Origin of the sequence: Polynucleobacter cosmopolitanus, assembly GCF_002224225.1 — a bacterium.
GTDB classification, from domain to species: domain Bacteria; phylum Pseudomonadota; class Gammaproteobacteria; order Burkholderiales; family Burkholderiaceae; genus Polynucleobacter; species Polynucleobacter cosmopolitanus.
The window spans coordinates 210,951-236,433 of the sequence record NZ_NJGG01000001.1 but is presented as its reverse complement, the minus strand read 5'-3'; the positions used below and the strand labels follow the sequence as shown (position 1 = coordinate 236,433).

Annotated in this window: 26 protein-coding genes; 10 read left to right on the top strand and 16 right to left on the bottom strand. The window is 44.5% G+C overall.

Features of this window, described 5'->3' with window-relative positions; translation table 11 throughout:
* Window positions 1–6: 6 nt before the first annotated feature.
* Complete coding sequence (locus AOC33_RS01180) at window positions 7–429, bottom strand: OsmC family protein (RefSeq protein WP_089514780.1); 423 nt, start codon at window positions 427–429, stop codon at window positions 7–9.
* 373 nt (window positions 430–802) lie between these two features.
* Between AOC33_RS01180 and rplM the strand changes: the two genes are divergently transcribed.
* The 4 genes from rplM to erpA all read left to right on the top strand — a co-directional run bounded on the left by rplM (window position 803) and on the right by erpA (window position 3,208).
* Window positions 803–1,231: a 50S ribosomal protein L13 gene (gene rplM / locus AOC33_RS01175; RefSeq protein ID WP_088812964.1), complete on the top strand. Its 429-nt coding sequence runs from the start codon at window positions 803–805 to the stop codon at window positions 1,229–1,231.
* A 9-nt stretch (window positions 1,232–1,240) separates the two neighbouring features.
* Window positions 1,241–1,633 (top strand): 30S ribosomal protein S9, encoded by a 393-nt coding sequence (rpsI, locus tag AOC33_RS01170; RefSeq protein ID WP_088812966.1) that lies wholly within the window; start codon window positions 1,241–1,243, stop codon window positions 1,631–1,633.
* Between the two features lie 77 nt (window positions 1,634–1,710).
* The gene (gene argC / locus AOC33_RS01165) at window positions 1,711–2,769 is read left to right on the top strand and encodes an N-acetyl-gamma-glutamyl-phosphate reductase (protein ID WP_089514779.1); all 1,059 of its coding nucleotides are present in this window, start codon (window positions 1,711–1,713) and stop codon (window positions 2,767–2,769) included.
* Window positions 2,770–2,833: 64 nt separating this feature from the next.
* Window positions 2,834–3,208 (top strand): iron-sulfur cluster insertion protein ErpA, encoded by a 375-nt coding sequence (erpA, locus tag AOC33_RS01160; RefSeq protein ID WP_089514778.1) that lies wholly within the window; start codon window positions 2,834–2,836, stop codon window positions 3,206–3,208.
* Window positions 3,209–3,212: 4 nt separating this feature from the next.
* Here erpA and AOC33_RS01155 read toward each other — a convergent pair whose 3' ends face one another.
* Complete coding sequence (locus AOC33_RS01155) at window positions 3,213–4,343, bottom strand: anhydro-N-acetylmuramic acid kinase (RefSeq protein WP_089514777.1); 1,131 nt, start codon at window positions 4,341–4,343, stop codon at window positions 3,213–3,215.
* Between the two features lie 61 nt (window positions 4,344–4,404).
* Here AOC33_RS01155 and tyrS point away from each other — a divergent pair, with 61 nt between their 5' ends.
* Window positions 4,405–5,652: a tyrosine--tRNA ligase gene (gene tyrS, locus AOC33_RS01150; RefSeq protein ID WP_089514776.1), complete on the top strand. Its 1,248-nt coding sequence runs from the start codon at window positions 4,405–4,407 to the stop codon at window positions 5,650–5,652.
* A gap of 3 nt (window positions 5,653–5,655) precedes the next feature.
* Complete coding sequence (locus AOC33_RS01145) at window positions 5,656–6,315, top strand: histidine phosphatase family protein (RefSeq protein ID WP_089514775.1); 660 nt, start codon at window positions 5,656–5,658, stop codon at window positions 6,313–6,315.
* Here the strand turns inward: AOC33_RS01145 and ruvB are convergent.
* The 10 genes from ruvB to AOC33_RS01095 are packed head-to-tail and all read right to left on the bottom strand — an operon-like array spanning window position 6,270 to window position 15,657.
* Entirely contained in the window at window positions 6,270–7,328 is a 1,059-nt protein-coding gene (gene ruvB, locus AOC33_RS01140) for a Holliday junction branch migration DNA helicase RuvB (protein WP_089514774.1), read from the bottom strand. The two genes, AOC33_RS01145 and ruvB, sit on opposite strands and share 46 nt — an antisense overlap.
* Window positions 7,329–7,358: 30 nt before the next feature.
* On the bottom strand, window positions 7,359–7,937 hold the full coding sequence (gene ruvA, locus AOC33_RS01135; protein WP_089514773.1) for a Holliday junction branch migration protein RuvA: 579 nt from the start codon (window positions 7,935–7,937) through the stop codon (window positions 7,359–7,361).
* 18 nt (window positions 7,938–7,955) lie between these two features.
* On the bottom strand, window positions 7,956–8,453 hold the full coding sequence (gene ruvC, locus AOC33_RS01130; RefSeq protein WP_089514772.1) for a crossover junction endodeoxyribonuclease RuvC: 498 nt from the start codon (window positions 8,451–8,453) through the stop codon (window positions 7,956–7,958).
* 3 nt (window positions 8,454–8,456) lie between these two features.
* A complete protein-coding gene (purH, locus tag AOC33_RS01125; protein WP_089514771.1) occupies window positions 8,457–10,040 on the bottom strand; it encodes a bifunctional phosphoribosylaminoimidazolecarboxamide formyltransferase/IMP cyclohydrolase in 1,584 nt (527 codons plus the stop codon).
* A gap of 55 nt (window positions 10,041–10,095) precedes the next feature.
* Window positions 10,096–10,338 carry a helix-turn-helix domain-containing protein gene (locus AOC33_RS01120; RefSeq protein WP_089514770.1) on the bottom strand — a complete coding sequence of 81 codons (243 nt, stop codon included), beginning with the start codon at window positions 10,336–10,338 and terminating at the stop codon, window positions 10,096–10,098.
* 1 nt (window position 10,339) lies between these two features.
* Window positions 10,340–11,356, bottom strand: a complete 1,017-nt coding sequence (dusB, locus tag AOC33_RS01115; protein ID WP_089514769.1) for a tRNA dihydrouridine synthase DusB — start codon at window positions 11,354–11,356, stop codon at window positions 10,340–10,342.
* 60 nt (window positions 11,357–11,416) lie between these two features.
* Window positions 11,417–12,535 (bottom strand): FAD-dependent monooxygenase, encoded by a 1,119-nt coding sequence (locus AOC33_RS01110; protein WP_089514768.1) that lies wholly within the window; start codon window positions 12,533–12,535, stop codon window positions 11,417–11,419.
* A gap of 22 nt (window positions 12,536–12,557) precedes the next feature.
* Complete coding sequence (locus AOC33_RS01105) at window positions 12,558–13,925, bottom strand: aminopeptidase P N-terminal domain-containing protein (RefSeq protein WP_089514767.1); 1,368 nt, start codon at window positions 13,923–13,925, stop codon at window positions 12,558–12,560.
* A gap of 2 nt (window positions 13,926–13,927) precedes the next feature.
* Window positions 13,928–14,632 carry an N-acetylmuramate alpha-1-phosphate uridylyltransferase MurU gene (murU, locus tag AOC33_RS01100; RefSeq protein WP_089514766.1) on the bottom strand — a complete coding sequence of 235 codons (705 nt, stop codon included), beginning with the start codon at window positions 14,630–14,632 and terminating at the stop codon, window positions 13,928–13,930.
* Window positions 14,632–15,657, bottom strand: coding sequence for an aminoglycoside phosphotransferase family protein (locus AOC33_RS01095; protein ID WP_089514765.1), 1,026 nt, complete (start codon window positions 15,655–15,657; stop codon window positions 14,632–14,634). Before AOC33_RS01095 ends, murU begins: the two co-directional genes overlap by 1 nt.
* Window positions 15,658–15,687: 30 nt before the next feature.
* On the opposite strand from AOC33_RS01095, the gene AOC33_RS01090 reads away from it, so the two are divergent.
* The 4 genes from AOC33_RS01090 to rsmA are packed head-to-tail and all read left to right on the top strand — an operon-like array spanning window position 15,688 to window position 21,117.
* Complete coding sequence (locus AOC33_RS01090; protein ID WP_089514764.1) at window positions 15,688–18,039, top strand: LPS-assembly protein LptD; 2,352 nt, start codon at window positions 15,688–15,690, stop codon at window positions 18,037–18,039.
* Window positions 18,036–19,358, top strand: coding sequence for a peptidylprolyl isomerase (locus AOC33_RS01085; RefSeq protein WP_089514763.1), 1,323 nt, complete (start codon window positions 18,036–18,038; stop codon window positions 19,356–19,358). Before AOC33_RS01090 ends, AOC33_RS01085 begins: the two co-directional genes overlap by 4 nt.
* Window positions 19,359–19,360: 2 nt before the next feature.
* On the top strand, window positions 19,361–20,320 hold the full coding sequence (pdxA, locus tag AOC33_RS01080) for a 4-hydroxythreonine-4-phosphate dehydrogenase PdxA (RefSeq protein WP_089514762.1): 960 nt from the start codon (window positions 19,361–19,363) through the stop codon (window positions 20,318–20,320).
* A complete protein-coding gene (gene rsmA / locus AOC33_RS01075) occupies window positions 20,320–21,117 on the top strand; it encodes a 16S rRNA (adenine(1518)-N(6)/adenine(1519)-N(6))-dimethyltransferase RsmA (RefSeq protein ID WP_089514761.1) in 798 nt (265 codons plus the stop codon). Before pdxA ends, rsmA begins: the two co-directional genes overlap by 1 nt.
* Window positions 21,118–21,119: 2 nt before the next feature.
* On the opposite strand, the gene AOC33_RS01070 is transcribed toward rsmA, so the two are convergent.
* Genes AOC33_RS01070 through glyQ form a run of 4 tightly spaced genes read right to left on the bottom strand, consistent with a single transcriptional unit; the run spans window position 21,120 to window position 25,447 of the window.
* A complete protein-coding gene (locus AOC33_RS01070; RefSeq protein WP_089514760.1) occupies window positions 21,120–21,857 on the bottom strand; it encodes a lysophospholipid acyltransferase family protein in 738 nt (245 codons plus the stop codon).
* Window positions 21,854–22,414, bottom strand: a complete 561-nt coding sequence (gmhB, locus tag AOC33_RS01065; protein ID WP_089514759.1) for a D-glycero-beta-D-manno-heptose 1,7-bisphosphate 7-phosphatase — start codon at window positions 22,412–22,414, stop codon at window positions 21,854–21,856. Before gmhB ends, AOC33_RS01070 begins: the two co-directional genes overlap by 4 nt.
* 1 nt (window position 22,415) lies before the next feature.
* Entirely contained in the window at window positions 22,416–24,551 is a 2,136-nt protein-coding gene (glyS, locus tag AOC33_RS01060; protein ID WP_089514758.1) for a glycine--tRNA ligase subunit beta, read from the bottom strand.
* On the bottom strand, window positions 24,548–25,447 hold the full coding sequence (gene glyQ / locus AOC33_RS01055; protein ID WP_089514757.1) for a glycine--tRNA ligase subunit alpha: 900 nt from the start codon (window positions 25,445–25,447) through the stop codon (window positions 24,548–24,550). Before glyQ ends, glyS begins: the two co-directional genes overlap by 4 nt.
* Window positions 25,448–25,483 lie beyond the last annotated feature (36 nt).

The following is a 25,483-nucleotide window of genomic DNA, read 5'->3' as shown; positions in this document are numbered from 1 at the left end:
AATTGATCACAATTCGATCAACTCAATACTGTGAGTGATTTCTGCTGTTTTACCGAGCATGATGGTTGCTGAGCAATACTTGTCATGCGAGAGCTCAACAGCCTTTTCAACACGACTTCTGTCTAGATTTTTACCAATCACGGTAAATTTCATGTGAATTTTAGTGAAAATCTTAGGATCTTCTGCTGCCCTCTCGGCTTGCAATTCAACTTTGCAATCTTGGATATCTTGCCTGGCTCGTTTAAGAATCATCACCACATCAAAACAAGTGCATCCTCCGGCTCCAACCAACATCATTTCCATTGGGCGTGGGGCGAGGTTTTTGCCACCAGCCTCAGGTGCTCCATCCATATTTACCAGGTGGCCACTGCCAGTTTCAGCACTAAAAGCCATACCATCTTTACCCAGCCATTTAATCGTTGCTTGCATATTGCATCTTTCATTTGTACTTTCTGAAGCTATTAAATCATAAGTTGATCATTTTTATTTTGAAAAATAGCTAATAAAAACAACAACATTCTTAGTTTTTCTACAGAGCCCCTTTTTTTTCGAGAAATTATTGCCAAATTCTCGAGATTTTTATAAAATAACGACTTGTCTCCTCCACCCTCATGAAAGGTGGATTTCAGCCCAGGAATTAGCTTCCTGGGTTTTTTTTTGCTACAATTTAAGGCTTTCCTAGTTTGCCCATTAGGGAAATGCTGTACCAGCTGTTAATTTTGAACTGCGAGCCTGCAAACATAAGCGGAGCCAAAGGGATGATGAAATGGTTGTTTTTAGGGCTTAACAATTTAAGGTAATCATGAAAACTTTCTCAGCAAAACCGCATGAGGTGAAGCGCGAGTGGTTCGTGATTGACGCTACGGACAAAGTCCTCGGTCGTGTCGCCAGTGAAGTGGCACACCGTCTACGCGGCAAGCACAAGCCAGAATTCACCCCCCACGTTGATACAGGCGACTTTATCGTCATCATCAATGCTTCTAAGTTGCGCGTGACTGGCACTAAGGGCTTGAATAAAAAATACTACACGCACAGTGGCTATCCTGGCGGCATCTACGAAACTAACTTCGACAAGATGCAAGCTCGTTTCCCTGGTCGTGCTCTCGAGAAGGCTGTTAAGGGCATGTTGCCTAAAGGCCCACTTGGCTATGCAATGATCAAGAAATTGAAAGTTTATGCAGAAGCTGACCACCCACACGCGGCTCAACAGCCAAGCGTTCTTGAGATCTAAGGAGCCGACATGATTGGAAACTGGAACTATGGTACTGGCCGTCGTAAGAGCTCAGTAGCCCGCGTATTCATCAAGGCTGGTAAAGGTGAAATTCTTGTAAACGGCAAGCCAATTGCTGAATACTTTGCTCGTGAAACATCACGTATGATTGTTCGTCAGCCGCTAGAGCTAACTAACCATGGTACAACTTTTGACATCAAAGTCAACGTATCAGGTGGTGGTGAAACTGGCCAAGCTGGTGCAGTTCGTCACGGTGTGACACGTGCATTGATCGACTACGATGCAGCTTTGAAGCCAACGCTTTCAAAAGCTGGTTTTGTTACTCGTGATGCTCGTGAAGTTGAGCGTAAAAAAGTTGGTTTGCATGGCGCGCGTCGTCGCAAACAGTTCAGCAAGCGTTAATTTTTTTTGCTGTTCTACGAAAAGCCGCGCACTGCGCGGCTTTTTCTTTTCTACAATAGAGATATTGGAGGATTTAAATGATCAAAGTTGGCATAGTAGGTGGAACAGGCTATACAGGCGTTGAATTGCTGCGCTTGTTATCTCAGCACCCAGAAGTTCAATTAACGGCTATCACGTCCCGTAAAGAGGCTGGTATGCCTGTTGCTGAAATGTTTCCTTCCTTGAGAGGCAGGGTCGATCTTTGCTTTTCTACGCCAGAAGATGCCAAGCTCACAGAATGTGACGCAGTTTTCTTTGCCACACCCCATGGGGTTGCTATGGCGCAAGCCAAAGAGCTTTTGGCTGCTGGGGTCAAGATATTGGATTTAGCCGCAGACTTTCGTTTGAAGGACACTGCGGAATTTGAAAAATGGTACGGTATGCCGCACGCGTGCCCTGAGATTCTTGCTGAAGCGGTTTACGGTTTGGCAGAAATCAATCGTGAAGCAATTAAAAAAGCCAGGGTGATTGGTTTGGCAGGTTGCTATCCAACCTCAGTTCAGTTGGGATTTGCACCATTGATCTCACCAAAATCAACAGGTGGTAAAAAGCTGATTGATTTGAATAGCTTGATCTCAGATTCAAAATCGGGCGTTTCAGGCGCAGGGCGTAAGGCAGAGGTTGGTACTTTGATGGCCGAAGCCAGTGATAACTTTAAGGCTTATGGCGTGAAGGGTCACAGACACCACCCTGAGATTTGTCAGGGTTTATCAGCCATTGCTGGTGGTCAATCTGTGGGGCTCACGTTTGTGCCTCATTTAACCCCAATGATCAGAGGCATTCATTCAACTTTGTATGCCCGCATCCTGCCTGATGGGAAAGACGTTGATTATCAAAGTCTTTTTGAGAAGTTTTATGCAGGCGAGCCCTTTGTTGATGTGATGCCTGCTGGCAGCACCCCAGAGACAAGATCCGTGAGAGGTAGTAATGCCTTGAGAATTGCGGTTCATCGTCCTCAGGGCGGCGATACCCTGGTTATTTTGGTGGTTGAAGATAACTTGGTAAAGGGTGCTTCAGGCCAAGGGGTTCAGTGTTTGAACTTGATGTTCGGTTTGCCGGAAAAAACCGGGTTAAGTCATATTGCCCTGTTACCATAAACCCCTACAGCAATTATTGGCATTGAAGCCTACAATAGAGTCTATGTATTAAAAGGAGTTCATGATGAGTGCGACACAAACAACACAAAGTACCGAAAATTTAGAGCCGCCGATGCCATTGGTTTTTACTGATAGCGCGGTAGCAAAAGTAGCTGATTTGATCGCTGAAGAAGGTAACCCAGATTTGAAATTGCGCGTATTTGTGCAAGGTGGTGGTTGCTCAGGCTTTCAGTATGGCTTCACATTTGACGAAGCAGTGAACGAAGACGACACATTGGTAACCAAAGACAATGTAACTTTGTTGATTGACTCAATGAGCTTCCAATATTTGGTAGGCGCAGAGATTGATTACAAAGAAGACATCAATGGTTCACAGTTTGTGATCAAGAACCCAAATGCCACAACAACTTGTGGTTGTGGATCTTCTTTCTCAGCTTAATTCATCAAGCAGGGTAGTGCGCACCTAGTACGCGCAAACCTTTAGCACCAGTCACAGCCGGCAAATTTGCTGGCTGTTTTCTTTTGTGCGCCCACGCTAGCCAAGCAAAAGCTCCTGCTTCAACGGTTTGAGGATCAACACCCCTGGCAGCCGTGCTCTGAATATTTTCTTGCGGTATCCAAGTACAAGCATTTTTTATTTGCGCGATGAGGTGACTATTTTTGATGCCACCACCGCAAATCAACAAACTCATTGTTTTAGGAGCATGTTGCTTTAAAGCATGAGCGATTGATTGAGTTGTGAGCGCCAATAAAGTTGCCTGAATATCTTCTGGTTTTTGATTGAGGCAATCATTGATCGTTAAATGATGATTGAGCCATTCAGGATTGAACAAATCTCTACCCGTGCTTTTCGGCGGAGCTTTTTTAAAGTAATCATCACCGAGCATACTGCTCAAAAGCTTTTGAATCACTTGTCCTTTAGCAGCCCATTGACCATCATCATCAAAAGATTGACCAAGGGATTGTTGAACCCAGTGGTCCATCAACACATTGCCTGGACCACAATCGAAGCCGATCATTTTTTCTTGTTGATTGGCGGATATCAGGCTTAGGTTCGCAATTCCACCAATGTTCAATATGGCTAAATCTTCTTTGCACCCAAACTGTGCCGCATGAAAAGCTGGCACCAAGGGGGCGCCTTGACCGCCCGCTGCAATATCTCTACTGCGAAAATCAGCAATCACGTCAATCCCAGTCAGTTCTGCCAATAAAGCAGGGTTCAGGGATTGTTTGGTGTAACCAATGCCATCATGTGCTTGAGGTTGATGACGAATAGTTTGACCATGGGCGCCAATGGCACTGATATCAGATGGCTGAAGTTTTGCCTCCTGAAGAATGGCCGCACAGACCAAATGATAATGTTGAGCCAAATGGTTGGCTGCTAGGGCTTCCTTGTGCAGCTCATTCTGGCTGGGAGCTTGAAGATCAAGATAGGTATTTTTGAGGGATTCCTCAAAAGGAACATCTTTGTGACATAAAACAGAGGTCTGCCCGTCATCGGAAATTTCTGCTAAAACAGCATCAATGCCATCCATGCTGGTTCCGGACATAATGCCAATATAGTAATTCTTCATAGGGTTGACTCTTAAGTGATGCGACAATGATGCTCTAGGAAATTAATGTAACCGATAGATTATGTCTTTAGCTAACGAGAATAAAACAGAACAAGTTAAATATCCAATCACGGATCGTGTTTTGGAGGCCATGGAGGTCTCAAAACGGGGCTGTGATGAATTATTGGTTGAGGCTGAATGGTTGACTAAGTTGGCCCGCAGTGAGGCCACCAAGACCCCTTTAAGGATTAAATTAGGTTTAGACCCGACGGCACCTGATATTCATTTAGGTCATACCGTTGTTTTGAACAAAATGCGCCAATTACAAGATTTGGGCCATACGGTCATTTTCTTGATTGGGGACTTCACCAGCATGATTGGCGACCCTTCTGGCAGAAATGCCACGCGTCCTCCTTTGACCAAAGAAGAGATTGCCATCAATGCTCAAACTTATTATCAGCAAGCAAGCTTGGTTTTAGATCCAAGCAAAACTGAAGTGAGATACAACAGCGAGTGGTGCGACCCATTGGGTGCCAGAGGAATGATTCAATTAGCAGCAAAGTACACCGTGGCACGCATGTTAGAGCGTGATGACTTCACCAAGCGTTACAAAGGTGGCATACCAATTTCTGTCCATGAATTCTTATATCCTTTGATGCAAGGTTACGATTCTGTTGCGCTAAAAAGCGACTTGGAATTGGGTGGCACGGATCAGAAGTTCAATTTATTGGTTGGTCGTGAGCTACAAAAAGAATATGGTCAAGAAGCTCAATGTATTTTGACAATGCCATTGCTGGTTGGTACAGATGGCGTTGATAAGATGAGCAAGTCTAAGAATAACTACATTGGCATCAGTGAAGCGCCAGGTGAGATGTTCGGGAAGTTGATGAGTATTTCTGATGAGTTGATGTGGAGTTATTTCACACTGCTTTCATTCAAGCCTCTTGCTGAAATTGCCAAAATGAAGGAAGAAGTTTTATCTGGCAGAAACCCACGCGATTTTAAAGTGGCCTTGGCGCAAGAAATCCTGACACGTTTTCATGATGCCAGTGCTGCTGATAAGGCATTAGAAGATTTTAATCATCGTGCCAAAGGCGGGGTGCCAGACGATATTCCTGAAATCACCTTAACGGGTGCGCCCATCGGTATTGGTCAGTTGCTCAAACAAGCCAATTTAGTGCCTAGTACATCTGAAGCCATGCGCAACGTTGAGCAAGGCGGGGTAAAGATCGATGGCGCCACTGTTTCTGATAAGGCTCTAAAAGTAGAAGCTGGAACATTTGTGGTGCAAGTGGGTAAACGTAAATTTGCCAAGATAACCTTGTCGTAATCGATGACTGTTATTTATTTAATTCGCCATGGCGAAACGATGTGGAACCGCGAGAAGCGCTTACAGGGCCATATAGATATTGGCTTGAATGACGTTGGTCACCAACAGGCTGAGCGCCTTGCAAAAAGCCTGGTGGATAAAAAAATATCAGCCATCATTTCCAGTGATTTGAGTCGCGCCATTGATACAGCTAAACCGATCGCGCTTCATCATCAATTAGAGCTTAATTTAGATCCAGCTCTAAGAGAAAGACACTATGGCGTGATGCAAGGTTTAAGCCATCAAGAAATTGCTGATCATCATCCTGAAAATCATCAAGCCTGGAAAAAAAGAGACATCCATTTTCAACCAGAGAATGGTGAGAGCTTGGCGCAGTTTAATGACCGAGTGGTGACAGCCATTGCTTCATGGGCTAAAAAATATGCGGGACAAGAGATTGCAATTGTGGCTCACGGTGGGGTATTGGATTGTTTGAACCGTGCTGCTAGAAAAGTGGCTTTGGATGTGGCCAGAGACTTTGAAATATTGAATGCGAGCTTGAATACCCTGACATATCGGGATGAGCAGTTTGCTTTGGTGCATTGGGGTGATGTGAATCACCTCACTGAGAGCCAGGGTCAGCCGAGCAAATCTTTGGATGAGGTCGACGGTAGCCCAAGGTGAGCATAGGCCAGCGGTGTGGCCACTCTGCCTCGTGGAGTTCTTTGTAAAAAACCTTGCTGTATCAAGTAAGGCTCAATCACATCTTCAATCGTTTCTCGTTCTTCACTGATGGCTGAGGCCAAGTTATCAACGCCAACTGGTCCGCCATCAAATTTGTGCACGATGGCTTCAAGCAATTTTCTATCCATCACATCAAAGCCAACGGCATCAACATCCAGCATCGATAAAGCTGCATCAGCAATGCTTTGTGAAATTTTCCCATCGGCTTTTACTTCTGCGTAGTCTCTCACGCGGCGCAGCAGGCGATTAGCAATTCTAGGTGTGCCCCTTGAGCGTTTTGCAATCTCTAGGGCGCCACCATCATCTAAGCCGGCATTCAAAAGATTGGCTGAGCGTTTAACAATCGTCGCCAATTCTTCAATTGAGTAAAACTCTAAGCGCGCAACAATTCCAAAGCGATCGCGCAATGGGTTTGTGAGCATGCCTGCACGTGTGGTTGCACCAATGAGAGTGAAAGGTTTTAAATCAAGCTTGACGCTTCTGGCCGCTGGGCCATCACCAATCATGATGTCAATCGCGTAATCTTCCAAAGCTGGGTACAAGATTTCTTCTACCACTGGAGATAGTCGATGAATCTCATCAATGAATAAAACGTCATTGGTTTCTAAATTGGTCAGTAGCGCAGCTAGATCACCTGGGCGGTCTAAAACAGGACCGCTGGTTTGGCGCAAGTTAACGCCCATCTCGCGAGCAATGATGTGTGCAAGTGTTGTCTTGCCAAGACCCGGTGGGCCAAATAGTAAAACGTGGTCAAGGGCTTCTTGACGTTGTTTTGCTGCCGAGATAAAAATTTCTAGTTGTTCTCTGGCTTTTTTCTGGCCGACATATTCTTCAAGTTGCTTAGGACGTAAGGCACGCTCCAGGGCATTGTCATCGGTGCTAGCAGCGGCCGTGACCAGTCGCTCTTCTTGAGGATCAAATGAGGGGGTGATGTCGTCAGTTTTAATTGCCATGAACAGAGTTTATAACTATTTCTGCTTTGCTTAAGCTTTAGATAATGCTTTGAGTGCTAACCTGATGCCATCAGATACAGAGCTGCCCGGACTGACTTGTTTAAGCGCAAGTTGAGCTTCTTTATCGGAGTAGCCCAGCGAAGTCAAAGCTTGCAAAATCTCAAGCTGACTATCAATTTGCGGTGCTTGGCCAGTTAAGCCAATATCAGCGCCAAATTTACCTTTAAGTTCTAAAAGTAAGCGCTCAGCAGTTTTTTTACCAATGCCCGGTACTTTGGTGAGGCGTCCAGATTCTTGTAATGTGATGGCTTGAGAAAGTTCTTCAACGCTCATGCCCGAGAGCAATGAAAGAGCTGTTCTTGCTCCCACACCGCTGATCTTGATCAGTGCCCTGAAGGCTTCTCTCTCTGAATCAGTCGCAAAGCCAAATAGTTGTTGAGCATCTTCTCTGACCACGAAATGCGTCAACAAGGTGACCTGTTGTCCCACTGATGGCATTTGATAAAGGGTGCTCATGGGGACGTCGACTTCATAGCCAACGCCATGGCAATCAATGATTAATCTGGGTGGGGTGTTGGCAATCAAGGTGCCTTGAATTCTTCCGATCATGTCGACATCTTAAGCTGATTAACGAAATTGGTGAAGACGTTCGTTGAGCTCTCGATGATGAGCGGCACAAATGGCGACCGCAAGAGCGTCTGAGGCATCTGTGCCAGCAAGCTTGTTGAGCTTGAGTAAGCGCTTGACCATTTCTTGAACTTGGCTTTTACTGGCTCTACCAGTACCTACGATGGCTTTCTTGACCTCAAGTGCGCTGAATTCAACCATCGGCAAACCATCAGAGACCAAAGAGGCAATCGCAGCTCCACGGGCTTGACCCAATAAAAGCGTGGATCTTGGATTGACGTTCAGAAACACCTGCTCCATCGACGCTGCATTTGGTTTATACAGCTCGACCACTTCACGAATACCTGCATAAAGTGTTGCCAATCTCTGCGGCACTGGTATTTCTGTGCCACCAGTTTCAATCGTGCCTGATGCAATGTAATGAAGGCGTTGACCCTGTACCTCTATCACGCCAAAGCCTGTGACGCGAAGTGCTGGGTCAATACCTAAAATTCTCATTGATTAATGACGGAAGTGACGTGTGCCGGTGTAAACCATCGCAACACCGCGTTCATCTGCAGCTGCAACCACTTCATCATCACGCATGCTACCGCCTGGTTGAATCACGCAGGTAGCACCTGCATCCACAACCACATCTAAACCGTCTCTGAACGGGAAGAATGCATCGCTGGCCACTGCTGAGTTCTGCAAAGTTAAACCAGCATTTTGAGCTTTGATGCTGGCAATTCTGGCTGAATCAATGCGGCTCATTTGGCCGGCGCCAACCCCAAGGGTCATGCCGTCACCGCAGAAAACAATCGCATTAGATTTAACGTATTTGGCAACACGCCAAGCAAACATCAAGTCTTCCATTTCTTTTGCAGTCGGTTGACGTTTAGTCACTACACGCAATTCAGACGGAAGAACGTTCTTCGAATCAGGGCTTTGAACCAAAAGACCGCCACCAACACGTTTGATGTCTTGTGGATTGATGGTTTCGGCCAATTCGATTTCTAATAAACGAACATTTTGTTTGCTTGCGAGTATGGCCAATGCTTCTGCTGTGAATGCTGGAGCAATTAATACTTCAACGAATTGTTTAGATACAGCCTCTGCTGTTGCGCCATCGCACGGGCGATTAAATGCAATGATGCCGCCAAAAGCTGAGGTTGAATCAGTTTTAAATGCTTTTTGATAAGCCTCGAGTGCTGAAGATGCAACTGCTACTCCGCAAGGATTGGCATGTTTGATGATCACGCAAGCAGGTTGTCCGGAAGTAACGGTACAGCCAAAGCTCTTGACGCATTCCCATGCCGCATCTGCATCGGCAATGTTGTTGTATGACAACTCTTTGCCTTGCAATTGACGGTAGTTAGCCAATGCGCCAATAACAGCTTGAGTGTCTTTATAGAAAGCGGCACTTTGATGTGGGTTTTCACCGTAGCGCATTTCTTGAACCTTATCAAAAGCAAGGTGGAAAGTTTGTGGGTAAGCACTTCTGTTGCCGTGATCTAAATCATCTCCAAGGCTTGATAAATAGTTTGCAATCGCGCCGTCATATTGAGCAGTGTGGGCATACACTTTTTTAGCTAATGCGAAATTTGTTTTAAATGAAACTTCATTCTTGTTAGCGCGCATTTCAGATAAAACTGCATCGTAGTCAGATGGAGAAATCAGCACAGTCACGTCTTGATGGTTTTTTGCTGCTGCACGAAGCATGGCTGGGCCACCAATATCAATGTTCTCAATCGCATCTTCAAATGAACAAGTTTGTTGCGCCACTGTTTTTTGAAATGGGTAAAGATTGATGACCAACATATCAATCGCTTCAATGCCGTGCTTTTTAATAGCTGCCATGTGCTCTGGGGTGTCTCGGCGAGCCAATAAACCACCATGCACCATTGGGTGCAATGTTTTCACGCGACCATCAAGCATTTCTGGAAAGCCAGTGATTTCTGAAACTTCAATCACAGGCAAGCCATTTTCAGCCAGCAGTTTGGCAGTGCCACCTGTAGAGATTAATTTAACGCCACACTCATGAAGTGATTTTGCAAATGGAACAATGCCAGATTTATCGGAGACAGAAAGAAGGGCTGTACGAATCATAGTTATCTTTAAAGTAAAGGTGAGTAAATGAAATTGGATTTAGGTGAAGTGAAGCCTATAAAAGGCCGTGTTCTTGTAACTTTTTTCTGAGGGTGTTTCTATTAATGCCCAAATAATTGGCAGCCAAGGATTGATTTTGTCCGGCGTGCTGCATGATCAGTTCCAGCACAGGCTTTTCCATGACAGTCAAAACCATTTGATAAACATTGCTTGGAGCAGTGTCACCCAAATCATCTAAATAGCGCTTCAGATGTTTTTCGATGGTTTGACTAACAGGGTGTTGAACTGGGGGTTGCATATCAAGCGGCTTCTAAATAAATTAAGTGTTCAGATTCTTGTTTCAGTGAATCAAAAAAATGATTCACTGTTTTTAATTGTTCTTGGCAATCGTCTATTGTATTCATGTGCTGCTTGAAGACATGAGATCCTTTGAGTCCTTTGCAATACCAGGCAATGTGTTTGCGAGCAGTTCTAACACCCGCATATTCACCATAAAAGCTGTAGTGGTCCAACAAGTGATGATTCATGATGTCTTGAATCTCTGAAATTTTCGGTGCAGGTAAATGCTCACCTGTTTCAAGGAAATACAAAATTTCACGAAAAATCCAAGGACGTCCTTGCGCAGCTCGACCAATCATCAAAGCATCCGCCCCGGTTTGTTGAAGAACAAACGCTGCTTTTTCTGGGGAGTTGATGTCGCCATTGGCGACCACAGGAATATTGATGGCAGCTTTAACCGCGGCAATCGTGTCGTATTCAGCTTCACCGCGATATAAATCAGCTTTCGTTCTGCCATGGATGGTGAGCATTTCAATACCGCTGTTGACGGCAATTCTGGCGATATTGAGGGCATTTTTATTGTCTCTGTCCCAACCAGTTCTGATTTTCAAAGTCACTGGCACCAAGGGGTGATCTTTTTTAATTGAAGAGACAATCCTTTCTAAGATTCTTCCCACCAAGACTTCGTCTTTTAAAAGGGCTGACCCAGAGGCCACATTGCATACTTTTTTCGCAGGGCAACCCATATTGATATCGATGATTTGTGCGCCGCGATCCACATTCAAAAGAGCGGCTTCTGCCATCATGTCAGGGTCTGCACCAGCAATTTGGACTGAAATCGGCTCAACTTCACCATCATGATTAGCGCGGCGCAGGGTTTTTGGGCTATTCCAGAGCATGGCATTGGAAGCAATCATTTCAGAAACCGCATATCCCGCACCTAAACGCTTGCAGAGCTGTCTAAAAGGGCGATCTGTAACTCCGGCCATGGGAGCAACAAATAAATGATTGGGAAGCGTGTAGGGGCCTAATTTCATCAGGACGCCACTCTAACATGTCAGACTGACTCTTGCCTAAATTTTAGGCAGATTGATGGTTTACCGCTGACCAAACATCATTTGTCTTGTGATGCTTTGTTTGAGAGGGCTGAGTAATTGAAGGCTGGATAGTGCGATGCCTCTTCCCCAAATGACGGGCTTTAATTTTGAGGTGAAGACTCTGGCCAAAAAGTCTGTTGCGCCAATCGTGGCTTTTCGATCTTTTTTGCGAAGTTCTTGATATCTTTCAAGTGCCAAATGAACATCATTTTCTTCGCACAGCACATCAGCCAGGGTGTGAGCATCTCTTAAGCCTAAATTAAGACCTTGGCCAGCCACTGGGTGCATGGTTTGTGCTGCATTCCCAATCCACACTTCATGTTTATCAATGATTTTTTTTCTGGCATTTAAGCCCAATTGATAACTTCTTAATTCTGCTGCTTCAATGAATGTTCCCGCACGAGATCCGAAGGCTTCTTGCAGTTCTTTGATGAAAGTGGCTTTATCGAGTTGCAGGCGTCGCTCGGTTGATGCAGGGCTGCCGCACCATACCAAATTAAGGTATTCAGGGCCTTGGTGGTTTGGCAGGAGGGCGAGTGGCCCTTCATCTGTGAATCTTTCCCAAGCCATGTTGTGATTCACTTGATTGGTTTTGACCCAGCCAACAATCGCGCTTTGTTGGTAGTCGCGATAAATCTCTTGCCAATCTTGTTGTTTGAAAAGACCACCTTCAGCATGAATAATCACATCACCGAGTTGATCAAGATTCAGTTGATCATTGGCTTGGTTGAAATGCCATTGAAAGTTGGGTGATTGCACCGCAATTTTTTTCAGAGCTTGTCTGAGGGCCAAGTGAATGTCAGCATAACGAACAATGTGACCCAAGGCGTCTTGCTGCAACTCTTCTCTTCTCACAATGGCTTTACCAAAGTGACCTCTGTGAGAAATATGAATGGTATGAATTGCAGGAGAGGGTGTTGGCCAAGCATCAATTGTTTTGAGCAGTAAATGACTGCCTTGTGAAACAGCAATACCGCGACTATCACCTTGTTTGATTGAGTCATCTGCTTCTGGTAGGCGGTCAAATAAATGCAAGTGGGCATCAGGTTGTTTGCTCAACACCCAATTGGCACATGCTAAACCCACAGGGCCGGCGCCGATGATGGCAATTTTTTTCATGAGTTTGCTTAAGATCTCTGCTTCACGATGATTTTTTCATGAGGTACTCAATCTCATCGGCTTTGACTGGCACACCACGACTCATCAGTTCACATTCGCCATTGGTCACCAAGGCATCATCTTCAATGCGAATACCAATGTCCCAATACTGTGGATTCACATCGTCGGCTTTGCGGATATACAAACCAGGCTCGATGGTTAAAACCATATTAGGTTTGAGTGAACGCCAAGCTTTTGGTTTTGTTGAGCTGCCGGGTTCTCTGTAATTGCCAACATCATGAACATCCATGCCTAACCAGTGACTGGTTCTGTGCATGTAAAAGCGTTGATAGGCTTTGGTCTCTAGCGCGTTATCAAGTCCACCAATGGTTTTTTTATCAAGTAGATTTAAATCAAGCAGGCCCTGAGTTAGAACTTTTAATGCTGCGTCGTGAGGCGCTTGAAAATCAAAGCCCATCTTGGTGACAGCAATCGCTGCTTCTTGAGCTGCTAATACGATGTCATAGATGGCCCGTTGTGGCCCAGAAAATTTGCCATTAACAGGAAATGTGCGCGTGATGTCTGAGGCATAACCGTCTAATTCGCAACCAGCATCGATCAAACACAAATCACCATCTTTTAGCTCAGCATTTCCAGCGCGATGGTGAAGGACGCAAGCATTAGCGCCGCCTGCAACAATGCTGTTGTAAGCAACACTTTGCGCACCTGCATTTCTGAATGAATATAGAAGTGATGCTTCTAAGTGGTATTCGCGAAGACCTGGCTTTGAGGCCTTCATAGCGCTGATGTGGCCGTCTGCGGCGATCTTGCCAGCTGTGCGCATGATGTTAACTTCATGAGAATCTTTAAAAAGACGCATTTCATGAATCATCGCTTCAACATCTTCAATTCTGTTAGGAGTACTTGCTCCTGAACGTGACATACCCTTAACTTTATGTAACCAATTTTTGAGTTGATTTTGTAGTGGACCTTCACTACCAAGTCTTGAGTAAATGGCTGGTTGATCTGCTAAAAAATCAGGCATCAAGTTGTCTAATTCACTTTGTGCAAATGCTTGATCAACGCCCAGTTGTACTGGGGCCGCTTCAGGGCCTAAGCGCCAGCCATCCCAAATTTCACGTTCTAAATCTTTGGGACGACAAAAAATAATTGTTTTGCATGATTTTTTATCAACCATCATCACCAGTGTGGCGCCTGGTTCCGTGAATCCAGTCAGGTAGTAAAAATCAGAATCATGTCGATATGGAAAGTCACTGTCTCGGTTTCTAAAATGCTCTGGGGCTGTTTCTAAAACCAAGACACCGCCATCACTTTTCCTCAGCATGATTTCTGCCAACCGCGCTCTTCGATTAGCGTAGATATCTTTGGGGAAGTTATTCATAGTCGTCATGATCACTTATTTAGCTCGGCCAATCTTTCGGGGGTTCCAACATCAACCCATGGAACGCTCAATAACTCGCCTAAAACTTGATCCTCATTCATGGCTTGTCTGAGTATTGGAGCAAGCTTAGCAACTTCTCCTATCTTAATACTTTTAAACAAATCTTGATGGTAGATGCCTGCGCCTGAAAAGGTGAGGCTTGAGCCTTGTGAATCCTTGTCTTTGACCAAGGAACCCTTTAATTGAAAATCTCCTTGAGGATTGTGATCCGGATTCTTAACCAAAAAAAGATAAGCCAGGCTTGTTGGGTGATGATCACGCAATTTTTGGACAATGCCTTGAATTTTTTCAAAGGGAAAATTTGGACAAAACACATCACCATTGATGGCAAAAAAGTAATCATCCAGCTTCATCAAACCCATGCCTTGGCGCAAGCCTCCGGCAGTTTCTAGGGCTGTGAGCTCTTTGGAGAATTGGATATTCAGGTTTGTGCGTTTAGGCTGAGCTAAATGTGCGACCACTTGTTCACCCAACCAAGCGTGATTCACGATCACTTGGCTAAAGCCATTTTCTAAAAGACCGTCTATGTGCCAATCAATCAGTTTCTTTCCTTGAACCTCAAGCAATGGCTTGGGGGTGTGATCGGTCAATGGACGCATTCTTTCCCCTCGGCCTGCAGCCAATACCATGCAAGGAATCGGGGAGAGATTGGTCATTAAAAAGTTAATCCATCTGGACGATCAATGCCTTCGATCGTATCTAAAAGCTGTAGAAGGGGTTTGAGGGCAATGTATCTTTCAGCCACTTTTCGAGTGTATTTGAAAACCAGGGGAATATCTTTCAAATAACCATCTTTGCCATCGCGGTGATAGAGGCGAGCAAAAATGCCCAAAACCTTGAGGTGTCTTTGTAAACCCATCCATTCAAAGTCGCGATAGAAGTCTCCAAACTCAGAAGGTACCGGTAATCCTGCTTTGCGTGCGATGTCCCAGTAGCGGATCAGCCAGTCCATTTGCTCAGGTTCTTCCCACTCAATGTAGGCATCTCGATACAAGGAAGCTAGGTCATACGTGATCGGTCCGTAGACGGCATCCTGAAAATCTAAGATCCCTGGATTGTTATCGCGTGTCACCATTAGATTTCTACTGTGAAAATCGCGGTGAACGTATACCTGCGCTTGGGAGAGGTTGTTTTCCAGAATCAGATCAAAAATATGGGCTAAATCAGCACTTTGTTTTGAATTTAGCTCTAAATTGAGGTGTTTATTCACATACCACTCAGAAAACAGGTTCAGTTCACGGCTGAGCAATTCTTTGTCGTATTCAGGAAGAATCCCTGGTTTACTGGCTAATTGCAGCTGAATCAAGGCGGCATTCGCATCTCCGTAGAGCTTTGGTGCGGATCCCGGATTGAGTGCTGAGAGATAGGTTTCATTGCCTAAATCACTTAAAAGTAAGAAACCCTGCTCTACGTCTTGTTCCAGAACCAGTGGCACATTGAGTTTCGCTTGGGCAAAAAGCTCAGAAATAGCGATAAAAGGCTTGGTGTCCTCGGTTGCCGGTGGGGCATCCATCACGATGAAGCTCTGATGAGCCCCGTTTTTAGTGCCTGTAACCCTAAAATAGCGCCTAAAACTGGCATCGCTTGATGCCGGTGCCAAGCTTTCGAGAGTTAGTGACCACTTGCTTGCCAAAGTGGCCAACCAAGAATTTAATTGAGATAAGCGGATATCAGGGTTCATGGGTTCGTATAATAAAAGCACTTAAGTCATATGCCTAAAACTTTTATCGTTCCGAGCTTCATTCTCGATATCAAACGACTCCCATCACTTCTTCAAGTGGGAGGTTTTTGTGCTTCTTTTTCTCTGGCCTCGATGGTTTTGGCCCAAGATGTTTTGCCCAAAGAAGATCCCCTGAAACTGAAGTTGGAAGACCAGCTGCTGGTAAGACCAGTTGTTCCTGATGACGTGGCGCCGACTTTTACCTCATCTAAGCAATTGGACGGAGTGATGGATCGTCAGATGCGCTTAGAAGGTGACGCGGTCATCAGAAGAAATCGAACCGTGATCAAGGGCGATGTTATTACTTATGACCCTGATACGGATATTGCAGATGTTGATGGCCACGCAACCTTATTAAAAGACTCCACTTCTTTCAAAGGCCCAAAAGCAAAAATCAAGGTTGATGCTCAAGAGGGTTGGATGGATGAGCCAGACTATGAGCTCAGAGATATTGGCGGTGGTGGTAAGGCTCGCCGAGTTGAGTTTAAAGAAGATAACGAAATTGAATTTGAAAAGTTAACTTACAGTACTTGTCGTCCGGAAAATTTAGATTGGTATTTGACCGCTAGTCGAATGGATGTGGAGCAAGATACTCAAACAGCAGTTGGAACCAATGCTGTTCTTCATTTCTTTGAAGTGCCTATTTTGTACACCCCAGTGTTTTCATTGCCAACAGGCTCAGGGCGTCGTTCAGGATTTTTATCTCCAACATACGGCCGTGCAAGTCGTGGCGGGGTCAAGGGTTGGGATATCACGGTTCCCTACTATGTCAATTTGGCGCCTAATCGAGACATGACTTTGTTCCCGCGCTATCTTGAAGGTCGTGGTGAGCAGTTGGGCGTTGAATATCGTTACCTTGATAGAAATTACACGGGTGTTGTAACCGCTGAGGTTTTAGATGATGTTGCTTATGGCAAGAATCGTTGGGCCTTTGGTTTAAAGCACACTCAAAATATTGCTAACGGATTGGTTGGGTATACCGACTACAGCAAAGTATCTGATGATATGTATGTTGATGATCTGGGCAAGAGCTTGAATGGTGTGGTCAATCGTCAGTTCAATCAAGAAGTTGGTGCAAGGTATGGTTATGCTGGCTGGAATATTTTGACCAGGGTCCAGAAGTTCCAAACTTTGCAGCCGGATCCAAACCCTGCATATCAAGTTTTGCTTCCATATGAACGAGAGCCACAAGTCAATGCCAAATATCTCAGAAATAATTGGAATGGCTTGAATGTTAGTGTTGAGACTGATGCCACCAGATTTACGTATAAAGGTTTAGCGGCATCAAGCAGAACCTTCAAAGAAGGTAATCGTGCTTATGCCACCACATCGGTTGCACGACCATTCATGACGCCTGGGTATTACCTGACTCCAAAGGTATCTTTAAGAACAACACAATATTCAGTGGATCCTTTTCCTGGCCAAACAGATTTAAATAGAAATGTTGCTTTACCAACCTTTAGTTTGGATTCTGGTTTGATTTTTGAGCGCGATGCTCTTGAGTTAAATACATTGTTCAGTAGAAACATTTTGATGACTCTTGAGCCAAGAGCTTTTTATGTTTATACGCCTTACCGCTATCAAAATGATTTACCTTTATTTGATACGGCTGATGCAGGTTTTGGTATCTCTCAAATTTTTAGTGAAAATTCATTTGCTGGTAATGACCGTATTGCTGATAACAATAAAGTAACTTTTGGCGTTACTTCAAGAGTATTGGATGCGGATACTGGTATTGAACGCATGCGCGCCACCATCGCTCAACGTATTGATATGGATGGTCAGCGCGTTGGTTTAACCACTGAGCAAACTCCTGTGAAAAGATCCGATTTATTGGCAGGGTTATCAACTCGTTTGGTTGGAAACTTCAACCTTGATGGAGTGGTTCAGTACAACGAGCAGGTATCTAAATTAGTACAGCAAAGTGTCACTGCAAGCTATCGCCCTGAACTCAGAAAATTAATCAATGCCAGCTATAAGAGAGTGATCAACCCAGTTGATACCAAGGCAACTTCAGATCAGTATGAGCTTTCTGGACAATGGCCAATCACACGTCAGTGGTACGGTATTGCACGTTATAACTTTGACTTAATCTCGAATCAAGTATTGAATCGAGTTGCCGGCCTTGAGTATGACGCAGATTGTTGGGTGGTTAGAGTCGTTCATCGCCACTATCAAAATACATCCGTCTTATCAACTTCTGAGATTTACATGCAGATTGACTTTAAGGGGTTCACTGGTCTAGGTAGCAACCCCATTAACTTAATTAGATTTAATATACCTGGATATGAGCCAATCAGCCCTAATCCAGCACCAATATCACCATTTGAAAGTTACGAATGAAGCTAGCTAATATTTTTTTCTGCGCAATTGCTTTGGCACTCTTCAGTGAGATGCCTTTGGCTCAAAATAAAAATAGACCAATCGATGAAGTGGTTGCGGTTGTTGATACAAGCCTGGTGACTAAATTAGAGCTTGAAAACAGAATTGCTCTCATTGAGAAACAATTTAAGGCTGCCAATCGAGCATTGCCACCTGCAGATGAGTTAAGAGTACAAGTCTTGGAGCGTTTAATTTCTGAGCGTATTCAACAAAATTTAGCCAGAGAAACTGGAATTAATGTGAACGATAAGGATTTGGAAAGAATTCTTGAAAACATCGCGGCGCAGGGTAAGTTATCAGTTTCTGAGTTGAAAGCCAAAGTTGAAAAAGAGGGCACCAACTTTAATAAATACAAAGAAGAGATTCGAAAAGAGGTTCAAGCCGCTAGATTACGTGAGCGTGATGTGGATGCTCGTGTAAAGGTCACTGAAAGTGAAATTGATAGCTATATTTCTGAAAAAAATAGAGGCAAGATATCGCAAGAGGGTAATGATGAGATCTATCTTGCCCAGTTGGTGATTGGTTTACCAGCAAATCCAAGTGAGTCTGAGGTTGCTGCAGCGAAATCCAAAGCTGAAGATGTTCTCAAGCAGGCAAGTATTGAAAAAGACTTTTTGGCGTATGGCAAAAAGATTGCTGTGCCAGGCTCAGGTGTTCGAGTTGAAGATCTGGGTTATAGAACTTTGGATCGTTTGCCACAATTATTTGTTGATGGCGCTCAAGGCATTGGTACAAATCAAATGATTCCTCGCATTTTACAAAGTGGAGCCGGTTTCCATGTCATCAAAGTGATTGATAGAAAAGGCATATCATCAGCCAATGCTCAAAATATTGTTGTGACACAAACCCTGGCTCGCCATATTCTTTTGAGGCATCGTCCAGGTGTGACAGATCTTGATGCTCAACGTCGTTTAAATACCTTTAAAGAGCAGATTAAAGTTAAAGCATCTGATTTTCCACAGTTGGCAAAGAAACATTCCGAAGATGGCTCAGCACCTAATGGCGGCACCTTAGGTTGGATGTCCCCTGGCGAATTGGTGCCAGAATTTGAACAGGCCATGAATCAATTAAAGGTCAATGAAGTCAGCGATCCTGTGAGAACTGAATTTGGTTGGCATTTGATTCAAGTGGTCGAAAGACGCCAAGCGCAGCTATCTGGCGATAAGCAACGTGACTATGCCAGAGCTGCTATCAGAGAAAAGAAATTGGACCAGGCTTATCAAGATTGGCTTCGTCAAATCAGAGATGCGGCCACTGTAGAAATTCGCCAATCTAATTAACGATGATTCATATTGCTCTGACAACTGGCGAGCCGGCGGGTATTGGTCCAGAAATCAGTCAGAAGGCTGCTCAGGAGTTTTTGGCGCAACACAATGATGTGAGCATTCACCTGTTGGCTGATCAATCTTTGATTGAGCTTAAAGCGCATGACAGATTAATCGTCAAACATTGTGCCCTTGGGCAAAAGGTTGCGGCTGGTCAGTTGAATGTTTTGAATGCCCCTTATGTATTACAAACCTTGGATGTTGCTATAGACGGTTGTTTGAATGGTGGCTACCAAGCCATGGTCACCGCACCAGTTCAAAAAAGCGTTATTTCTGATTCTGGTGTGAAGTTCAGTGGGCACACTGAATACTTGGCAGAAAAATGCAAGACAGACCTGGTTGTGATGATGCTTTGCGGCAAACCTATTTTTGAATCCAATCTTTTGCCGGATCAGTTAAGGGTGGCCTTGACCACCACGCACATTCCCTTGCAAAAAGTATCTGCTGCAATCACAACAGAATTGATTGAAAAAACAATTGAAATTATTTGGCAAGATCTTAAGAATAAATTTGGCATCAAAGATCCATCAATTTTTGTCACAGGGCTAAATCCACATGCGGGTGAGTCTGGTCACATGGGTCTTGAGGAGAGAGATGTGATTGCTCCGGCCATTGAGCGCATGAAACAGAAAAATTACCGTGTTTCAGGACCGTATTCTGGCGATACTATTTTTAGTCCTGATAAGTTAAAAAGTGCTGATGTGATTTTGGCGATGTATCACGATCAAGGTTTGGCCCCATTTAAATTTGCCACATTTGGTGAAGGTGTGAATGTCACTTTGGGTCTGCCAATCATTCGCACATCGGTGGATCACGGCACTGCTTTAGGCATTGCAGGAAAAGGTCAGGCTGACTCTAGCAGTATGTTGGCTGCCTTGAATGTGGCTTATCAAATGGTAAAGGCTAAAGCTTCGTAGTGGCACATCAAGCTCGCAAACGCTTTGGTCAGCATTTTCTGGTTGATAGTGGGATGATTCATCTCATCATCAAAGCCATCGACCCACAACCACAAGATGCACTGATTGAAATTGGCCCTGGCTTAGGTGCCATGACAAAGCCATTGCTGAATTGCTTGGATGCCATGGCCGTGGTTGAGCTTGATAGAGATTTGGTTAAATTTTGGAAAAACCAAGCCATTCAGAAATTACATGTTCATGAATCAGATGCCCTGAAGTTTGATTTCCAGGCGTGGGCCAAAGAACAAAAGGCGCTACTTCAAAAAAATGCTCCTGAAGCTCGCGTCAAAATTGTGGGCAATCTTCCCTACAATATTTCTTCACCGCTACTGTTTCATTTGATGTCTGCAGTTGCTGATGTTGATGAGCAGGTTTTCATGTTGCAAGCTGAAGTCGTAGAGCGAATGGCTGCACAGCATGGCGATTCAGAATATGGACGACTCTCTGTTATGTTGCAGTCAAAGTATCACATGGAGAATGTTTTAGATGTTCCTCCTGAATGCTTTGATCCTCCGCCAAAAGTAAATTCTGCGATTGTCAAAATGATTCCCAGAAAAGATATTCATTTGACTCCCAAAGAGTATGAGTCATTAGAGCGAATTGTTTCTATGGCTTTTGCTCAAAGAAGAAAAGTCTTGAGAAATAATCTTTCTAGCGTCAAAGATGTTTTGAGGTTGAGTGATGATGTTTTAGGGCTGCGCGCCCAAGATATATCAGTGGAAGACTATATTAGCTGGGCTCGCCAACTGGCCCATTAATTTTATTTTATATAAGCTGGCGCATCAATCACGCGCATTTCAGCTTCAATCCAGCGTTCAGTTTGTTGATGCAATTCTTCAGCTGACTTGTTCTCAGAAGTAATCGCTGGCCCAATTGAGACAGTGATTTTTCCTGGGTATTTGAGAAAGCTATTTCTTGGCCACACATGTCCTGCATTGTGTGCCACGGGAATCACCCATGCCTTGGTGGCGCTTGCCAATCGAGCTCCACCTTTGCGATAGTTCGTGTTTGCGCCTGGTTTTGTTCTAGTGCCCTCAGGGAAGATGATGATCCAAATACCTTGCGCTAAATATTTCTTGCCCTGACTTGCAATCGATTGTGATGCTGCAGATGTTTTTGAGCGATTAATATGAATCATGCGCAGCAAGGCCAATGCCCAGCCAAAAAATGGTATCCAAAGAAGTTCACGCTTGAATACAAAACACAATTGTTTTGGGAATAAGGCGATAAATGAGATGGTTTCCCAAGCCGATTGATGCTTCGATAGGATGATCGCCGGCTGGTCTAGCACAGCCTTCATATTTTCTAAGCCTTTGATCTCATACTCAATGTGGCAGATGACTTTTGCCAAATAAGTGATGGTGATATTCCAACCCTTCACAAACTCATAGCGAGTTGAGGCGTTCACAACTGGAAAGACGATCAAACATGCCACTGCATACACTGGCGTGATGGCCAGCATGGCCAAGAAAAAAATCAGAGACCGGATAAAAATCATGTTCGTCCGATGAAGTGATTTACAAAAGCCATTAAATCTTGATGGATGGCGGTGTAGGGCGGGAGTTCGCCGCTGGCACGTGCTTTCTCACCTTTGCCCGTTAAAACAAGGTGCGGCTCAGCCCCAACACTCACTCCTGCAACCAAATCTCTCACGCTATCACCAACGATGGGCACGCCTTTGATTGGCACACCATAACGTTGTGAAATTTGTTCAATCATGCCGGGCAGCGGTTTTCTGCAATGACACTGATCGGCATCTGTGTGTGGGCAAAAGAAAATGGCATCAACATGTCCACCCACTTTTGCCAAGAGACGGTGAAATTTCATATGAATGGCATTCAAGGTATCCATGTCATAGAGTCCTCGACCAATACCAGATTGGTTGGTTGCAACTGCTATGTGATAGCCCGCTTGATTCAGTTTGGCGATGGCCTCTAGACTGCCTGGTATTGGTTGCCATTCATCTGGTGACTTGATGTAGTGATCGCTGTCATGGTTGATGACGCCATCTCTATCCAAGATGACCAGTTTCGAATGGTTTAACTTTTGTAGCATATCAGCTGGCTAATTTACCAATATCAGCAACTTGATTCATGAGGCCATGCATTTTTGCAAGTAAGGCAAGGCGGTTGTCTCTTAGCTTGGTGTCGGGATCCATCACCATGACATCATTGAAGAAGTTATCAACCTCGACTCTTAAAGTAGCAAAAGCTTGAAGTGCCTCGGTGAACTGACCATTTTTAAAGGACTGATTCACCTGCGGCAGAATTTGATCTAAAGCTTTTGCCAAAGATTTCTCTGCATCTAAAGTGAGTAAATTATTGTCAACGCTTGCTGGTATTGGAAAATCAACCTTCTTCAGGATGTTGCCGATACGCTTGTTTGCAGCAGCTAAGGCAGTTGACTCATCCAAGGCGCTGAATAATCTCACGGCTTTCAGTCTTTCAAGAACATCACCAAAAACAACAGGCAGTTGGCTGACAACAGATTCAACCTCATTGGTTGAATAATTCTTGCCATCCCACTGCTGATCTTTTAGATAAGCTCTTAAGCGATCCAGGATGAAGCCATGAATCACATCAACTGAAGAGTTTTGATGAACTTCTTCTTGTGAGAATTGCTTGATGGTTGCTTGAAGTACGTCACGAATATTCAAAGGCAGTTTCTTCTCTAAAAGAATCCTGCAGATACCCAATGCGTGGCGACGCAAGGCAAATGGATCTTTTTCACCGGTTGGGGCTAAACCAATGCCCCAAATGCCCACAAGGGTTTCTAACTTATCAGCAAGAGCCAAGATGGTGCCGGTATCAGTCACTGGTAGGGCATCTCCTGCAAATCTTGGCGCATAGTGCTCCATACAAGCTGCAGCCACATCAGGGTGCTCTTTGTCGTTCAGGGCGTAATAGCGACCCATGATGCCTTGAAGCTCTGGGAACTCGCCAACCATATCAGTCAATAAGTCAGCCTTGGCCAGTTGCGCTGCGCGCACTGCTAGACTTACGTCAATCGAGCTTTGATGCTTTTTGAGTTCGTTACCAATCACTTCAGCAATTTTGGCAACTCTTTCAGTTCTTTCTAATTGAGTACCCAATTTGTTGTGATAAACCACCTTCGATAGAAGAGCGGTGCGTTCGAACAAAGTTTTTTTACGATCTTGTTCGTAAAAGAATTTTGCGTCCGCTAAGCGAGGTCTCACCACTCGTTCGTTTCCAGAGATGATGGCTTCAGGAGTCGATGTTTCAATGTTTGACACAATCAAGAATTGATTGACCAGCTTACCGTTTTTGTCGGTCATCGCAAAGTATTTTTGATTTGTCTGCATGGTCAGAATCAAGCACTCTTGAGGAACTTCCAAAAATTCTTTTTCAAACTCGCAGGTGTAAATAACTGGCCACTCAACCAATGAACAAACCTCTTCTAAAAGAGACTCAGGCATCAGCACTGAGTGACCATTCGAAGCTTTGAGTAATGACTCGCGAATTTTTTCAAGGCGATTGTTGTAACTGGCGATCACCTTGCCAGATGTTTCTAGAGTTTTAGCGTAGTCGTCAGCATGCTTGATGGTCAGTGTGCCTTTTGATAAAAAGCGGTGACCCAAGGTGGTGTTGTGAGCTTTCAAGCCCAAAGCTTCAATGTTGATGATCTCTGTGCCATGCATGGCCACCAAGCCATGAGCAGGACGAACAAATTCAACATCTTTGACTTGAGCTGTTCCTGGTGCGATTTGGTAGCGCATCAATTTAGGGATTGGTAACTTGGCAATAGCTTGCTCTAGAGCTACTTGTAATCCTGCAGCCAAGGTTTGACCTGTGACTTCAACATTCAAGTAAAAAGTTTCTGCTTTATCGCTGCCTTGTTTTTCTAATTGATCTAAGCTGATATCAGGGTGACCTAAAGCGGCGAGCTTTTTTAATAAAGGCGCTGTTGCTTTTCCATCAGCGTCCAGCGCAATGGCAACTGGCAATAACTTTTCTTTGACTTGTCGATTAGGCGCTTTTGTTAAGACGTCTGATAAGTGAACGGCCAGCCTGCGTGGCGTGGCATAGCTGGTGGTCACACTCGATGAATCCAATAAACCTTGGGTATTCAATGATTGCTGAATGTTTTCAGAAAAACTTTGATCAAACTTCTTTAACGCTTTCGGTGGAAGTTCTTCTGTGAATAATTCAATGATCAATGGGGCGTGGCTCATTTTGTACCCCCTGATTTTTGATTCAGTGGTTGACACATTGGGAATCCCAATTTTTCCCTAGACTCGAAGTAAGCCTGCGCAACGCTGCGAGATAAGTTACGAATACGTCCAATATAAGCTGCGCGCTCTGTGACTGAAATGGCGCCGCGAGCATCTAGTAAGTTGAATGTATGAGCAGCTTTTAAGACCATTTCATAAGCAGGCAAGGCCAAAGGAATTTCCATCAAACGTTTGGCTTCGTTTTCGTAGTTGGTGAACTGCTGAAATAACAAATCTGCATTTGAGTATTCAAAGTTGTATGTTGATTGCTCCACTTCGTTCTGGTGGTAGACGTCGCCGTAGCTGACACCTTCAGTCCATACCAAGTCATAAACGTTTTCAACTTTTTGCAAATACATGGCCAAGCGCTCTAAGCCATAAGTGATTTCACCCAAAATTGGTTTGCAGTCGATGCCGCCCACTTGTTGAAAGTAAGTGAACTGCGTGACTTCCATGCCGTTAAGCCAAACTTCCCAACCAAGACCCCAGGCACCCAAGGTTGGATTTTCCCAGTCGTCTTCAACAAAACGAATGTCATTTTGTTTTAGATCTAAACCTAAAGCTTCTAAGCTTCCAAGATACAAATCTAAAATGTTTTCAGGGGCCGGCTTCAAAACCACTTGATATTGGTAGTAGTGTTGTAAGCGATTGGGATTTTCACCATAGCGGCCATCTTTAGGGCGGCGTGAAGGTTGCACATAAGCAGCCTTCCATGGCTCTGGGCCGATGGCTCTCAAAAATGTCGCTGTGTGCGATGTGCCGGCGCCAACCTCTAGATCGACAGGCTGAAGAAGGGCGCAACCTTGTTGGTCCCAGTAATTTTGAAGAGTAAGAATAACTTGCTGAAAGGTAAGCATATATTAGGTTTCCTGAACCCAGTGATTTTACCTTTC